Genomic DNA, 14471 nt, shown 5'->3' with positions numbered 1-14471 from the left:
CTAGAGTGCAACGCTTTTGAAAGTCAAGCTGTTTTGCCGGGCTTCCCGGCGCTGCCGCAGGGAAGGCCAACGCGGCATGCCCCGTACATACTTGTCTGAGGATACCGGACCACGGTATCGCGAAGATGTCCCAGTTGAAGCCGCTGGCGGAGAACCGCCGCTATGTCGGATGAAAGCCTTTGATAAGGATGCCGGACCAGAGGAGAGGGCTCCCCGGGCCCTGATGAGAGTCCCCTGATCCGTATGTCTGTATACAAAAAAGGGCCCTCCCCATATGGGGAAGGCCCTTCCGGCTGTCTTGCGGATAACGGCGCTTAGCCCTGCTTGATCATGACCTTGGCCGGGCGCAGCAGACGCTCGCCCAGCTTGTAGCCGCTCTGCAGAACGCGGGCCACGGCCCCGGCTTCCACATCGGCCTCGGCATCAAAGCCCACGGCTTCGTGCAGTTCGGGCGTGAAGGCCTCACCGGCCGTGCCCACGGGGGTCAGACCGTGACGCGCCACGGCTTCCAGCAGCAGCTTGCGGGTCATGGCCACGCCCTGGAGCATGTCCTTGCAGGCCTCGTCCTTGCTGCCGTACTGCAGGGCCAGATCGAGGTTGTCCAGCGTGGGCAGCAGGTCGCTCATGACCTTTTCCGCCGCATAGCGGATCTGTTCCTCGTGCTCGCGCTTCAGGCGCTTCTTGAAGTTATCCATTTCCGCGGCCGCGCGCAGGCGTGCGTCATCGGCATCGCGCTTTTCGGTGCAGTTGGGGCACACATGTTCGTGGCACAGGCTTTCCAGATTTTCCGGCAGGGTCTGCACGGCGTCCCCGGCATCCCCGGCCTCGGTACCGGCACAGGCCTCTTCCTGCGCTTCCGTGTTCTGCGTGTCCTTCATATGCATATCATCGTTCTCGTTGTGACGATCCATGGTTCCTCCCAGAAATGCACCGGCGTTGTGCCGGCTAGTATTGAGTAAATACGCACTGCCGTACTGTCAAGGGGCTGACACCCTGGCAACGGCCTCCTGCACGGAAGTCTCGACATTGGCGCACGCCTTCGCTATATTCGTCCGACGCGCAATTCCGCGCGTCCACGCGCCCTCCGGTGGCGTTCTTTTCTTGAGGTATATTCCATGATTTGCCGAATTTTGCACCTGCAGTCCGAGCAGGAATGGGTCAAGGCCTCGCAGTGGCTCGACGGCCGCTTCAACCCCGGCGACAGCGTTGAGGGCAGCGTGCGCGAGATCCTCGCCAATGTACGTGAAAAGGGCGATGAGGCCCTGATCGACTATACCCGCCGTTTCGACTGTCCCGAATTTGCCGCGCCCCTGCGCGTCAGCGAGCAGGACATCGCCTGGGCCGCCGCTTCCATCTCTCCCGAACATCGCGAGCAGATCAGCGAAGCCGCCCACAACATCCGCACCTTCCATAAAGAACAGCTGGAAAAATCCTGGTTCCAGACCCGGCCTGACGGCAGCATCCTGGGCCAGCGCGTGCTGCCCGTGGACCGGGTGGGCCTGTATGTGCCCGGCGGCCAGGGCGGCAACACCCCGCTGCTCTCCAGCATGCTCATGAACGCCATCCCCGCCCTGGTGGCCGGCGTGCCCCGCGTGGCCGTGTGCACCCCGCCCCGCAAGGACGGCACCATCAACCCGCACATCCTGGCGGCGGCCCACCTGCTGGACATCGACGAGATCTACCGCGTGGGCGGCGCCTGGTCCATCGGCGCCATGGCCTACGGCACCCAGAGCATCGACCCTGTGGACGTCATCGCCGGTCCCGGCAACATCTATGTGGCCACGGCCAAGCGTCTGGTGCAGGGCACGGTGGGCATCGACATGGTGGCCGGCCCCAGTGAAGTGCTGGTGGTGGCCGACAGCTCCGCCCGCCCGCACTGGCTGGCCGCGGACATGCTCTCCCAGGCCGAGCACGACATGCTGGCTTCCGCCATCCTGCTCACCGACGACATCACCTTGGCCGAACAGGTGCAGCAGGAACTGGAAAAGCAGTGCAGCCAGCTGCCCAAGGCCCAGATCGCGGGCAAGTCCCTCATGGACTGGGGCGCCATCGTGGTGGTGCCCAACATCATGACCGCCGTGGCCATCGCCAACCGCGTGGCTCCCGAGCATCTGGAACTGTGCGTGCGCGATCCCTGGGCCCTGCTGCCCCACATCCGCCATGCCGGGGCCATTTTCATGGGCCAGCACAGCCCCGAACCCGTGGGGGACTACTTCGCGGGCCCCAACCATGTGCTGCCCACCCTGCGGACCGCGCGCTTCTCTTCCGCGCTCTCCGTCCAGAACTTCTGCAAAAAAACCAGCATCGTGGCCACTTCGCCGGCCTTCCTGCTGGAAAACGCGCCTGCCATTGCTTCTCTGGCCCGTCTGGAAGGGCTGGAGGCCCACGCCCGTTCCGTGGAGATCCGCAGCAAGCGCTAGTGCCTTAAACAAACTGGATCAAGACTATGCGCATCACCACCAAGACTGAAATCAGCGCTTACCCGCTGCTGTCCCGCGGCAAGGTCCGCGACATCTATGACATCGACGACAAGACCCTGCTCATCGTCACAACCGACCGCATGTCCGCCTTCGATGTCATCATGGACAAGCCCATCCCCTACAAGGGCGTGATCCTGAACCAGATCACCCTGTTCTGGATGGACAAGTTCAAGGACATCATCCCCAATCATCTGGTGGAAAGCGATGTGGACCGGTTCCCCGCCGCCCTTGCCCCCTGGAAGGACGAACTTGAAGGGCGTGCCGTACTGGTCCGCAAGGCAAAGCCCCTGCCTGTGGAATGTATCGTACGCGGCTACATTTCCGGCTCGGGCTGGAAAGACTATCAGAAGACCGGCACGCTCTGCGGCTATCAGCTGCCTGCCGGCATGCGGGAATCGGACAAGCTTGAAACGGCCCTCTTCACGCCTTCCACCAAGGCCGAGCTGGGCCAGCACGACCAGAACATCAGCCCGGAAGAGGCCTCCCGCCTGCTGGGCGAGGACGTGGCCCGCAAGGTCCGGGAGACCACCCTGGCCATCTATGAAGCCGGACGTGCCTATGCCGCCAGCCGCGGCATCATCGTGGCCGACACCAAGTTCGAATTCGGTTTCGTGGACGGGGAACTGCGCCTCATCGACGAAGTGCTGACCCCCGACTCTTCCCGCTTCTGGCCCGCGGACCAGTACGAACCCGGCCGCAGCCAGCCCAGCTTCGACAAACAGTACCTGCGCGACTGGCTCACCTCCCAGCCCTGGGACATGCAGCCGCCCGCGCCTGCCCTGCCTGCCGAGGTCGTGGACGCCACGGCCCGGCGCTACCGTGAGGCCTACCACATCCTGACGGGCAAAGAATTCACCATCTAACCTGTGGTCACCGTCGCCAAGGCGACTTTTCTGGAGGATATTACATGCTGCTTCAAGGAAAAAAAGCCCTGATCCTGGGCCTGGCCAACAACAAGAGCATCGCTTACGGCATCGCCAATGCCTTCAAGGAACAGGGCGCCCGCCTTGCTTTCAACTATGTGGGCGACGCCATCAAAAAGCGTGTTGAGCCCCTGAGCGAAGAACTGGGAGGCGAGTTCACCTTCCAGTGTGACGTGACCGACGACGCCCAGATCCAGGCCGCCGCCGACCTGGTCAAGGAAAAGTGGGGCGAGGTGGACATCCTGGTCCACTCCGTGGCCTTTGCCAACCGTGAAGACCTGAGCGGCCGCTTCCTGGATACGTCGCGCGCCGGTTTCCATCTGGCCCTGGACATCTCCGCCTACTCCCTCACCGGCGTCTGCCGCGCTTTCGAGCCCCTGCTGCATGACGGTTCTTCGGTGCTGACCATGACCTACCACGGTTCCACCAAGGTCATCCCCGGCTACAACATCATGGGCGTGGCCAAGGCCGCTCTGGAAGCTTCCGTGCGCTACCTGTCCTACGACCTGGGCGAAAAGGGCGTGCGCGTCAATGCCCTGAGCGCCGGCCCCATCAAGACCCTGGCCGCTTCCGCCGTCTCCGGTCTGAAGAACATCTTTACCCGCGTGGAAGAGCACGCTCCCCTGCGCCGTAACGTGACCACCGCCGATGTGGGCGGTGCCGCCGTGTTCCTGGCCTCCGAGCTCTCCCACGGCGTGACCGGCGAAGTCATCTACGTGGACAGCGGCTTCAGCCAGCTGGGCATCTAAAACGACCATCAGGCGGCTGCCGCGGCGGCCAAGCCTTTTCTTGATGCTGACGGCCCGGCAACGGCGGGGCGGGACCACCCCGCTCCCCTGCCGGGCCTTCCGGTAGCAACGGACGAACTCCGGGACACCCCGGACAGTCTTTCAGGAGATCGTATGGATACCATCTTCATGCTCAATCTGGCCGGCATCGTGGCCTTCGGTGTGGCCGTGCTGGGCTTTTTTTACATGATGGGCAAAAAAAAGCGCGAAGAAGACAGGGACCGCAAGGACTAGGCCATGTGGCAAGCCCTGCTCGTCCTGCTGGTCATCGTCCTTGCCGTGGCCCTGTCCAGGGGCAGGGCCGGGACGCCTTTTCGTCATCACGCCCCGTGAGTGGGCAGCTGTGACCATCTCCGGCGGAAGATGGAGACGAAAAACAGCGATGATAACAAGCTGAAATAACAGCTAATTTTTTAGAGAAAAAATTTTTTGCGAAAATTGCGATTTTTTGCTTGCCAAAGCTAAAGATTCTGCCTATAAAGAACAGGTCTTCACGACACGGAGAGGTGTCCGAGTTGGTCGAAGGAGCACGATTGGAAATCGTGTGTACGTTAAAAGCGTACCAAGAGTTCGAATCTCTTCCTCTCCGCCACTAAGAAAATAGCCCGCTGAGAAATCAGCGGGTTTTTTCATATAAGAAATCTCAGATTCCCAATAAAACAAGAAGGGCACCGCCCGTAAGGTCGGTGACCTTCTTTAGCATCGATGCTTATTTTGCGATACGCTCTATTATTTCAAATATTTCTGAAAATGCTTGCAATGATACGTCATCTATATAATCAGAATCAAATACATCTACGGCTAAACTATATTTACTACGAGCAATATTTTTTTTATTTTGCATAACTTTATCATCAATTATAGTATAAAATTCTTTTTTTTGTTTTTTTATCGATATTGAGCTATCATTCTGATGAACAAGTTGTTCGCCTGCCTGCACGAACTCACCATAAAAATATAATCGTCTACCATCATCATCGAGAGAAAACAATCTATCATCAATCAAGAAATGCTCTATAGATACAGCCTTATCAATATTTTTTCTAAAATATGGAATTGGTAAAATAAATGACCATGTATTATTCCCCCAATACTTTGGAACTTCTCCATGCTCAGTTTTACAAAAATATCTACTCTGATTATCAATATCCCTATCAAATATATAAATCTTTTTACATAAACTACAATTTAGAAATAGCCCCTTAGTATTTAAAGCTGCCAAATCGTTTTTACATACTCCACAGCCTGCAGTTTTTGGCAAGATATAAAACAATATATTTAAATCCGTAAATTTACCGCGCTTCTGCAAAATTCGTAGCGCAAGAGAAAGATACATCCTATCTGTTTTACCTTCTGTAATAACAATTATATATTTGTTAGTATTAATAACAGATGATTGCAAAATATCTAAATTATCATAATTTATTTTTCGCCCAAATGACTCTTTTAAAAATGCAGATTTCACTTTCAATTTAGCAGCTAAATAATCACCTTCCCCTCTTACCATAGATATAAAAGAAATTTTTCCATCAATTATTTTAAAAATATCCCCACGTTGAGAAGTAGTACATCGTTTATCATACTTAGCTAAATGCTCAATAAGGGCAAGCTCTGGGCCAAAATGTTGTACAGCATGCAACATTGCCCGAACTTCCCTATATTTTCTTCGTGATACATTTATTTTTTCATTAACCTTAACGCCAGTTATAAATTTACTATCATTTTTAACCATTAAACGAGTTTTATATCTATTTATTTTAAAAAAATTATTTTTTTCAATAACTTCAATAATTTTTTCCGACAATAACAATGGAGACTGTTCTCTTAAAATTGCCTTACTAAAATTATCTTCATTTGTTGATAATGTAATATCATCTGCATAACGTGTATATGCGCAACGATTATCTTTTGCTAGACGAGATAATTCTCCATCTAAGCGAAGGCAAATCATATTTGAGACAATAGGAGACGTAGGAGCACCTTGTGGAAGTGCGCCTTTATAACAACAAATACGTGCAAGCATTGTCGATATATCTATTGGGAAATTAAAAACTGCTGTAAATAGATTGCGAACACGTCCAAAATGAATTGATGGAAAGAAATCTTCTAAATCTATCTTAAGGATATTCTTTTTTCTTAGGTGTGGTGATGCATTATAGACTATATTAGATCCTGGAATAAATGCTTTTACACAATATTTAGGCTTATAAATTCTTACTAGTATAGCTGCAAGATTTTTTTGTAATTGCTTAAGGCGCCCATCTGGAGCTGCAATAGTACGTTGCTTCCCATTTCTTTTTTGAATGTTAAATTCAGTATAATGAGACTCAATATCATTACCGTAAATAAGATATAAAAAATAGTTATACTTAAATCCAAGAGCAAAAGCCACTTCTTGCTTACTAGTTGCTCTTCTAAATATATTTATAGGATCTTCTTTCATAGTTTTAGGTAGGATGTGTTCACTCATTTCCATTTCTAGCGCTATTTTACGGCTAAGATTAAGTACATAGCCAGCCTGGTAAGAACAAGGCAGAACTGATTCCAATATCAACTCAATGCTGCAGGATCAACAGCAAGAGGCAACAACATCCTACCTCATTTGATTTTATATTTTTTCAATAAAAAACACAACTAGCTTCTAGTATTTATATAAAATTATACTTCGTAGGTATTTGCAATCCCCGACGATATTTGTCACATTTTCTTCTTTCACACAGGGGGACGACCCGGCATATCCGTGCGACCGCTGGCCGCCGCCAGTGCCGCCCGCATCTCCAGCAATAGAGGGAACCGTCATGTGCGCCACCAGACATTCGGCCAATGCCGTCACCACTTCCGGCCCGGACAAGCAAGCGTCCTGGCTGTTCGACCTGCAGGACCATCAGCTGATCCAGCTGGTCAACAGTTTCGTGGCCGCCCGCAACATGTCCATGAGCCTGGCCCAGCCTGAAGAAGGCCTGCATCCGCGCGGCATCATCAAGCTGACCACGGACCCCGGCATGCGCATCGCCCGCGCCGTCATCATCCTGCTGGAGAGCCTGGAGGCCCGCGGCCCGCAGGAGCGCCTGCAGGCCCTGCGCCGTCTGCATGACGAGGTCCTCTACTCCGCCCTTTCCAGCCTGCAGAAGAATACGGCCCGCGTCCTGATCCAGATCATGAAAGACCTGGTCCGCGCCGCGCCGCACGTCCATATCCAGCTGCCGCTGGCCCACGATTTCTACCAGGCGGTGCGCGGCACGCCCCACGTCATCCGCTCGCTGCTGCGCCGCTATCATCTGCTGGAGATGCCCGAAGCCTGGAACCAGCAGGCCTTCGACCACCACGTCCATGATGCCAACACCAAGGGCCGCAAGAGCCCTACGCATCTGGTCATGGATGCCTGGCTCAAGGGCCTGCGCTTCATCACGGTGGTCTACTACAATACCGTGGACCCCGAAGCCGCCAGCGAACTGCTGCGCGCGGCCCGCATCATGGGCATCACCGTGCGCATCGGCATCGAGTTCCGGGCCACCTTCCATGACAAGCTCATCGAATTCACCTGGTCGCCGCTCAACGTCCACAGCAGCCGGGCCTTCATCAAATTGCTCCAGCGCCCGGACATCGCGGCCATCCTCAAGGAATACGCCACGGTGAACCAGTGGATGCGCCAGCATGTCCTGCGCCTGCTCCAGGCCTGGAACCAGAAGCACGCGGCCACCCTGGCCCGCAAGCTGGAAGTCCCGCCTCCGCCCCCGCTGGATGCGGACGCCTTTCTGGCTTTCGTGGGCCAGCGCCAGCCTTCGTCCCTGCATCTGGCCGAATACATCCTCCAGCAATGGCAGCCTGCCCTGGAACAGGCTCTGGAAGAGCTCCGCAACGATCCCCGGCGGAACGGCACGGATGAAGAAGCCGCCCGCCTGCGCGCCCGTCTGGAAGCCATGGAAGGCCTCATGCCCGACAGCCTGCGCCAGGAATGGCTGGGACCGCAGGCCAACCCGGATATCCTGTTCCCCGTGGCGCCCCACAAGGATCTGCCCCCAGTGCTGCTGCGCGATCCCGAAGTCCTTTTGCAGTCCCTGGTGCCCCTGCACCCCTGCCAGATGATCCTGGGCCTGGAAGGGCTGAACGTACAGGACACGCTGGAACTGCTCTGGCGCGGCAAGGGGCTCATCACCCATCTGGAACTGTTCAACCTGCGCACCTGGTCCAAGGGCCAGCTGCCGCATATCGAGGCCATCAACGAGCTGCAGCGGGCCATCAACGAGGGCAGCCCCCTGCGCCTCAAGCAGGTTGTCCGCCGGATCGTGCAGGACGAACCCGCGGATTCGCCCCGCCGGGACCTGCTGCTGGAAGTGCAGGACAACCTGACCCAGCTGCGGAGTTTTTACGAGCTCTCGTGGCTCGGCTCGCGCATCGGCACGGACTCCACCAGTCGTTCGCACATGACGCACGGCATGGGCCTTGTCTTCACCGAGACCCTGCCCCCGCAGGCCCGGGCCGCCCTGCGTCATGAAAAGAGCGGCCAGCGTCTGACCCTGCCCGTGCATACCGACATCTACGGCTTCACCCATTATCACGAGCCCGCGACCCTGCCGCGCTGGCTCCAGACCCTGCGCCGCCTGCCCCTGCTGCACCATCTGGGCTGTCGCGTGGTCCGTGGCTGGGAGCTGGAAAAAAAGACCACCACCATCAGCCCCGACGGCGGCAACCTGGTGACCCTTGGCGGCGTGGACTCCCGCGGCATCAACGCGGAACAGCACGATCCCGTGAGCATGATGCGCGATGCCGCCACCCCCTGGAACGTCCACTACTTCAACAGCAATCTGGTGAACGTGCTCAAGGTGCTGCTGGGCTTCATCCCCGCGCAGTGGGCCTTCTGGTACGTGGACAGCTGGTGGATCCTGACCTGGATCGGCGCCCTGCTCTGGTTCGCCATCACGGCCGTGCGCAATGTCCTGCAATCCATGGTGGGCGGCGGGGCCTTCTGCCGCTCCATGCTCCTGCCCTGGAACCGCTATGTGAGCTGGAGCCGCATGGCGGACTCCCTGCTCTACACGGGCATATCCGTCCCCCTGCTGGAGGTGGTCGTCCGCATGTGGCTGCTGGAGGACTGGCTCGGCATCACGGTCCAGAACAACGAGCTGGCGGTCTATACGGTCATCGCCATGATCAACAGCGTCTACATATCAGGGCACAACATCTTCCGCGGCCTGCCCAAGGAAGCTGTCGTGGGCAACCTGTTCCGCAGCGCCATCTCCATCCCCCTGTCCATCGTGCTGGGCAAGGGCCTGCTGGTCTGCTTCGTCTGGCTGGGCATCGCCGACCCGGTGGGCGCCCTGCAGAACTGCGCCGCCATCGTCTCCAAGTGCTCCTCGGACATCGTGGCCGCCGTCATCGAAGGTTTTGCGGACCGCAACATGTATCTGCGCATGCGCACCCTGGAGTACGACAGCAAGTTCAGCCAGATATTCAACAATCTCGTGAAACTGGCCCTGCTCTTCCCCCAGGCCACCATCCGGCGCCTGATGCAGGAGCAGCCCCGCGAGTTCTGGCAGCAGCTTTTGGAAAAGGACCCCAACGCCGCCCGGCAGGCCATCGTCCATCTGCTCGACCTGATGTACATGTGGTACTATCTGCCCCGTTCGCACGACATCTTCTGGCGTCGTCTGGGCAGCATGCCCACGGAAGAAGTGGAAGGCATCCTGGCCCTGCATTCCCTGCTGCGCCTGCAACGCGAGATCTCCAGCCAGGTCCTCGACGGGCTGCTGGGCGACAACTTCGCCAACGCGCTGGCCTTCTACCTGCGTCAGCACGACAGCTACCGCAAGGAGATCCGGTCCGAAGCCGCCCGCAGGAACCTGTTCACGAAGAAGGCAGCGTAACGCGTGCCGCCCTTGCGGGAAGCATCCCTGTTCTCTCTTCCGGCGGTGTCCGTGAGTCCCCGGGGACTGGCGGACACCGCCGCGGCCCATCCGTCACGGACGGCGGAAAAGAGACATTGTTTCCTCTACCGGCACACACAGGGGCACAGGTGCTCCTGTTGCCCGCCCTGAAAAACCTTTTCCCTTGGACGGCCGGACATCCTTCGAGCCGTCATGCCGTCCCGCGACGGCCCGTTATCAACCTCAAGGTCCGCTCCGGCGGGCCCCGTCCAGGAGCTTCCATGCATATCAGACAAGCCCGCCCCGAAGACCTGCCCGCCATCGCCGCTCTGGAGGCGCGCGGTTTTCCCCCTGCCGAAGCCGCATCGCCGGAAAGCTTTGCCGCCCGTTTTGCCGTCTTTCCCCACTGTTTTTTCGTGGCCGAGGATGACGGCGCCATCGTGGGCCATATCAACGGCTGCATGACCGATTTCGATACCTGCCGGGACGAGCTCTACCACGATGCCGGACTGCACCGTGAGGAGGCCCCGCATCAGGCCGTCTTCGGGCTGGTGGTGGATCCGCAGCGGCAGCATCAGGGCATCGGCGCGGCCCTTGTCCGCCATTTTCTGGAAGTGGCCCGGCAGCGGGGCAAGGAAGATGTAGTCCTTACCTGCAAGGAACGGCTGATCCCCTTCTACAGCTCAATGGGCTTCCGGCTGCTGGGGCGCTCCGACAGCCAGCACGGCCAGGCCTGCTGGTATGACATGCGCTGCCCGCTGTAACGCCCCAGAGGTCCCTCCCCCGCCATATTCCCCGGCAAGGAAAACGTTGCGTGCGGAACGAATCTTGCTTACTGTCGGCGACAGTATCGTGACATTACGCAACACGCAGTGAGGTTCCTATGAGCGCACGCAAGAAAATGGGCCTGCCCCTGCAAATGGGCATCGGCATGGTTTTGGGCATACTGGTGGGCACGCTGGCCCCCAAGCTGGGCATCAGCGCCGCCTTCTTCAAGCCGTTCGGCGACCTGTTCATCAATCTCGTCCGCATGGTCGTCGTACCGCTGGTGCTGGCCACCCTGGTCTCCGGCGCCGCCAGCGTGGGCGATGTGGGCCGTCTGGGCCGCGTGGCCGCCAAGACGCTGGTCTTCTATTTCGCCACCACGGCCCTGGCCGTGGCCATCGGCCTTATCCTGGGCAATATCTTCCAGCCCGGTGTGGGGCTCGACCTTTCCACCGCCAACCTGAGCGCCAAGGAAGTGGCCGCGCCCTCGCTGGTGCAGGTGCTCATGGGCATCGTGCCCCTGAACCCCGTGGATGCCCTGGCCAAGGGCAACATCCTGCAGATCATCTTCTTCGCCGTGCTGGTGGGCATGGCCATCAGCCTGTGCGGTGACAAGGCCAAGCCTGCCGCCGCCTTCTTCGACGCCATGAGCGAAGTCATGATCCGCGTCACCAGCATGGTCATGCACTACGCGCCCATCGGTGTCTTTGCCCTTATGGCCTACACCGTGTCCAACCACGGGCTGGAAGTGCTGCTGCCGCTCATCAAGCTCATCGGCATCATGTACCTGGGCTGCCTGATCCACGTCATCATCACCTACCTGCCCTGTATCCGCTACGCCGGTCTCAAGCCCGGCACCTTCTTCCGCGGCCTGAGCGCCCCGCTGCTCACCAGCTTCACCACCTGTTCCAGCGCCGCAGCCCTGTCCACCAACCTGACCTGTGTGCAGAAGCTGGGCGCCTCCCGCAGCGTCTCCAGCTTCTCCATCCCGCTGGGTAACACCATCAACATGGACGGCACGGCCATCTACATGGGCATCGTGACCATCTTTGCCGCCGAGATCTACGGCATGCCCCTGCCCCTGGACCAACAGATCTCCGTGCTGCTCATCGCCCTGCTGGCCAGCGTGGGCACCATGGGCGTGCCCGGCGCGGCCCTGATCATGCTCTCCATGATCTTCACCCATGTGGGCATCCCGCTGGAAGCCATCGCCCTGGTGGCCGGTATCGACCGTGTCATGGACATGGCCCGTACCACTATCAACGTGCTGGGCGACGCCACCGCGGCCATCTTCATCTCCCGCACGGAGAACGACTTCGATCCCCAGCGGGGCGCCGCCCTGCAGGACGAATAAGTCCCGTCACCGCACAAGGACGTTTCGGGAAGAGGCAGGCCCCGTGCCATGCGGGGCCCCTCTCCCGGATATCCCTTTTCCGGCAACGTTCTTTTCCGACAGGGGCACAGACAGCGGCAGGAGGCCTCCGCCTCGTCCCCCGCTCAGTGTCCCTGCCGTTCCCAGCCCCGCCCGGCGGGGATTTTTTGTACCCGCTGCGCAGGCCATGGGGCCAGCCCCGCAGATCTTCCGCCCTCTCTGACCGGCCCTGACGGCCAGCGACACCAGCAGCAGGCATCAACACCCGGCATCCCGGCAAAGGAGCATCACATGGAATTGAGGACCCTCCGCTATTTTCTGGCGGTCGCGCAGGCAAAGACCATCTCCGCTGCCGCCGAGGCCCTGCACGTGACCCAGCCCACCCTGTCCCGGCAGATGCAGGAGCTGGAAGAAGAGCTGGGCAAGACGCTTTTCCTGCGCGGCAAACGGAGCATCACCCTGACGGAGGAAGGTACGTTTTTCCGCAAGCGGGCGCAGGAGGTCGTCAGCCTGCTGGAAAAGACCACGGCGGAGCTCAAGGCTCCGGACGAGCTGCTGAGCGGTGACATCCACATCGGCGGCGGCGAGACCGACGCCATACGCCTCATCGCCCGGGCCGCGCGCCGCATGCGGCAGGATCACCCGCATGTGACCTTCCACATCTTCAGCGGCAATGCCGAGGACGTCATGGAAAAGATAGACCGGGATCTGGTGGATTTCGGCCTCTTCATCGAGCCCGTGGATCTTTCGAGCTACGAGTTCTTCCGTCTGCCGGTCAAGGACCGCTGGGGCGTCCTGATGCGCAAGGACGCGCCGCTGGCAGCCCGGCCGTCCGTCGCCCCTGCGGACCTGCGCGGCCTGCCCCTGCTGGTCTCCCGGCAGAACATGGTCAACAACGAAGTCGCAGGCTGGCTGGGGGAAACGCACGATGCCCTGCAGGTGGTGGCCACCTACAACCTGCTCTATAGTGCTTCGATCATGGTCGAGGAAGGCATGGGCTATGCCCTTTGCCTGGACAGGATCATCCGCCTGCCGGAAGACGGCCCGCTCTGCTTCCGGCCCCTGCATCCGGCCATGGAAGTGGGCCTGAACGTGGCTTGGAAAAAACAGCAGCTCTTCTCCAAACCGGCCAGGGTCTTTCTGGACTATCTGAAGGCCTCGCTCTGGGGCGGGCCCGTCGTGGAAGGAGCATCAGCGGCAGGGACGCCACAAGACGACCCCGCCACGGCATAGGCCTGCTCGCACAGGCTTGGGCCCACAGACGGCCGTGCCTGTTCATCCCGTCTGCCCGGAAGACAGGTACGGCACCAAGACCGCTGCCATCATGACGCAGGATGGCAGACCATCCCCATCCCGTATAGGACGGGGATGCCACAGGAGGCCCCAGGGCAGCCAGGGGCGAGCTGATATGCGCTGATTTGAAGGGAGATGGGAGGAAAAACGGGCCGCCTGCGGGAACGACAGGCCTTACTGCCGCACAGGGAGGCCTTCGAAAGACAAGCCTCACCGAAAGGACACGCTCCCCCGCCGGCACCGCCGCAAGGACAGCAGGCAGGAAGCGTACGGAAACGCTCTGAAGGACAGGCCCGAATGCGGACTACAGGGAGACCAGGCCCAGGCGGATGGCCATCTTGGTCAGCTCGTTGATGGAGCCGGCGCGCAATTTGGTCAGTACGCTGTACTTGTGGGTCTCCACGGTCTTGGGGCTGATGTTGAGGGCATCGCCTATCTGGCGGACGCTGTAGCCGTCGGCCAGCAAGCGGAAGATCTCCTTCTCGCGCGGCGAGAGCATGCCGATGTCCGGCCCGCCCTCGGCGGGGCTGAGGCGCTGGCGGTTCTGGCGCATGAGGGCCGCCATGCAGCCGCCGGGGTCCGCACAGCTGAGGAAGACCTCCCCCTGCCGCACGGCATCGATGGCCTGGAGCAGGACGGACGGCGGATCGCTTTTGCAGACGTGGCCCATGATGCCCAGCTGGATGAGCTCCAGCAGATGCCGCTGGTCCTCGTGACCGGTATAGATGAGGATGCGCGTCTCGGGCCGGATCTGGAGGATGGCGCGGCTGGCTTCCACGCCGTTCATGCCCGGCATGGAGATGTCCATGATGACCAGATCGGGCGACAGGGTGGCGGCCAGGCCCACGGCTTCCTTGCCGTCGGGGGCCATGCCGGCCACGCGCAAATGGCTGTGGGGGGCCAGCAGGCTGCGGATGCCCTCCATGAGCAATTTGTGATCGTCCACCAGCAAAATGCGGCAAACGTCGTGCATGGCTACCTGCCTT

10 protein-coding genes and 1 tRNA gene are annotated in these 14471 nt (G+C 59.0%); 8 read left to right on the top strand and 3 right to left on the bottom strand.

Going from position 1 to position 14471, the window contains the following annotated elements:
• Positions 1–314: 314 nt before the first annotated feature.
• A complete protein-coding gene (gene grpE / locus ACQRCJ_RS07960; RefSeq protein ID WP_168934891.1) occupies positions 315–884 on the bottom strand; it encodes a nucleotide exchange factor GrpE in 570 nt (189 codons plus the stop codon).
• A gap of 231 nt (positions 885–1115) precedes the next feature.
• Here grpE and hisD point away from each other — a divergent pair, with 231 nt between their 5' ends.
• From hisD to ACQRCJ_RS07940, 4 genes are all read left to right on the top strand, one after another.
• The gene (gene hisD / locus ACQRCJ_RS07955) at positions 1116–2420 is read left to right on the top strand and encodes a histidinol dehydrogenase (protein ID WP_168934841.1); all 1305 of its coding nucleotides are present in this window, start codon (positions 1116–1118) and stop codon (positions 2418–2420) included.
• Positions 2421–2446: 26 nt separating this feature from the next.
• The gene (locus tag ACQRCJ_RS07950; RefSeq protein WP_168934840.1) at positions 2447–3343 is read left to right on the top strand and encodes a phosphoribosylaminoimidazolesuccinocarboxamide synthase; all 897 of its coding nucleotides are present in this window, start codon (positions 2447–2449) and stop codon (positions 3341–3343) included.
• Positions 3344–3387: 44 nt separating this feature from the next.
• Positions 3388–4152, top strand: a complete 765-nt coding sequence (locus ACQRCJ_RS07945) for an enoyl-ACP reductase FabI (protein ID WP_006004296.1) — start codon at positions 3388–3390, stop codon at positions 4150–4152.
• 539 nt (positions 4153–4691) lie between these two features.
• Positions 4692–4783: transfer RNA gene (locus ACQRCJ_RS07940), tRNA-Ser, on the top strand.
• A gap of 117 nt (positions 4784–4900) precedes the next feature.
• On the opposite strand, the gene ACQRCJ_RS07935 is transcribed toward ACQRCJ_RS07940, so the two are convergent.
• Entirely contained in the window at positions 4901–6661 is a 1761-nt protein-coding gene (locus ACQRCJ_RS07935) for a reverse transcriptase domain-containing protein (RefSeq protein WP_427799601.1), read from the bottom strand.
• 328 nt (positions 6662–6989) lie between these two features.
• Between ACQRCJ_RS07935 and ACQRCJ_RS07930 the strand changes: the two genes are divergently transcribed.
• From ACQRCJ_RS07930 to ACQRCJ_RS07915, 4 genes are all read left to right on the top strand, one after another.
• The gene (locus ACQRCJ_RS07930) at positions 6990–10055 is read left to right on the top strand and encodes a hypothetical protein (RefSeq protein ID WP_427799600.1); all 3066 of its coding nucleotides are present in this window, start codon (positions 6990–6992) and stop codon (positions 10053–10055) included.
• Between the two features lie 281 nt (positions 10056–10336).
• Positions 10337–10819 (top strand): GNAT family N-acetyltransferase, encoded by a 483-nt coding sequence (locus ACQRCJ_RS07925; RefSeq protein WP_427799599.1) that lies wholly within the window; start codon positions 10337–10339, stop codon positions 10817–10819.
• Between the two features lie 119 nt (positions 10820–10938).
• On the top strand, positions 10939–12174 hold the full coding sequence (locus tag ACQRCJ_RS07920) for a dicarboxylate/amino acid:cation symporter (protein WP_168934837.1): 1236 nt from the start codon (positions 10939–10941) through the stop codon (positions 12172–12174).
• 309 nt (positions 12175–12483) lie between these two features.
• Positions 12484–13425, top strand: coding sequence for a LysR family transcriptional regulator (locus ACQRCJ_RS07915; RefSeq protein ID WP_427799598.1), 942 nt, complete (start codon positions 12484–12486; stop codon positions 13423–13425).
• A gap of 364 nt (positions 13426–13789) precedes the next feature.
• On the opposite strand, the gene ACQRCJ_RS07910 is transcribed toward ACQRCJ_RS07915, so the two are convergent.
• Complete coding sequence (locus tag ACQRCJ_RS07910; RefSeq protein ID WP_168934835.1) at positions 13790–14458, bottom strand: response regulator; 669 nt, start codon at positions 14456–14458, stop codon at positions 13790–13792.
• Between the last annotated feature and the right edge of the window lie 13 nt (positions 14459–14471).

It is taken from the genome of Desulfovibrio sp. SGI.102 (assembly GCF_050314315.1).
In the GTDB taxonomy this organism is placed as follows: Bacteria; Desulfobacterota; Desulfovibrionia; order Desulfovibrionales; family Desulfovibrionaceae; genus Desulfovibrio.
The sequence above is the reverse complement of the archived record's forward strand: the minus strand, read 5'-3'. Positions and strand labels throughout refer to the sequence as shown.

What these genes read in the sequence shown, in the direction of transcription:
- grpE (WP_168934891.1), bottom strand. Translation starts at nt 884, where the DNA reads ATGCATATGAAGGACACGCAGAACACGGAAGCGCAGGAAGAGGCCTGT.
- hisD (WP_168934841.1), top strand. Translation starts at nt 1,116, where the DNA reads ATGATTTGCCGAATTTTGCACCTGCAGTCCGAGCAGGAATGGGTCAAG.
- ACQRCJ_RS07950 (WP_168934840.1), top strand. Translation starts at nt 2,447, where the DNA reads ATGCGCATCACCACCAAGACTGAAATCAGCGCTTACCCGCTGCTGTCC.
- ACQRCJ_RS07945 (WP_006004296.1), top strand. Translation starts at nt 3,388, where the DNA reads ATGCTGCTTCAAGGAAAAAAAGCCCTGATCCTGGGCCTGGCCAACAAC.
- ACQRCJ_RS07935 (WP_427799601.1), bottom strand. Translation starts at nt 6,661, where the DNA reads ATGAGTGAACACATCCTACCTAAAACTATGAAAGAAGATCCTATAAAT.
- ACQRCJ_RS07930 (WP_427799600.1), top strand. Translation starts at nt 6,990, where the DNA reads ATGTGCGCCACCAGACATTCGGCCAATGCCGTCACCACTTCCGGCCCG.
- ACQRCJ_RS07925 (WP_427799599.1), top strand. Translation starts at nt 10,337, where the DNA reads ATGCATATCAGACAAGCCCGCCCCGAAGACCTGCCCGCCATCGCCGCT.
- ACQRCJ_RS07920 (WP_168934837.1), top strand. Translation starts at nt 10,939, where the DNA reads ATGAGCGCACGCAAGAAAATGGGCCTGCCCCTGCAAATGGGCATCGGC.
- ACQRCJ_RS07915 (WP_427799598.1), top strand. Translation starts at nt 12,484, where the DNA reads ATGGAATTGAGGACCCTCCGCTATTTTCTGGCGGTCGCGCAGGCAAAG.
- ACQRCJ_RS07910 (WP_168934835.1), bottom strand. Translation starts at nt 14,458, where the DNA reads ATGCACGACGTTTGCCGCATTTTGCTGGTGGACGATCACAAATTGCTC.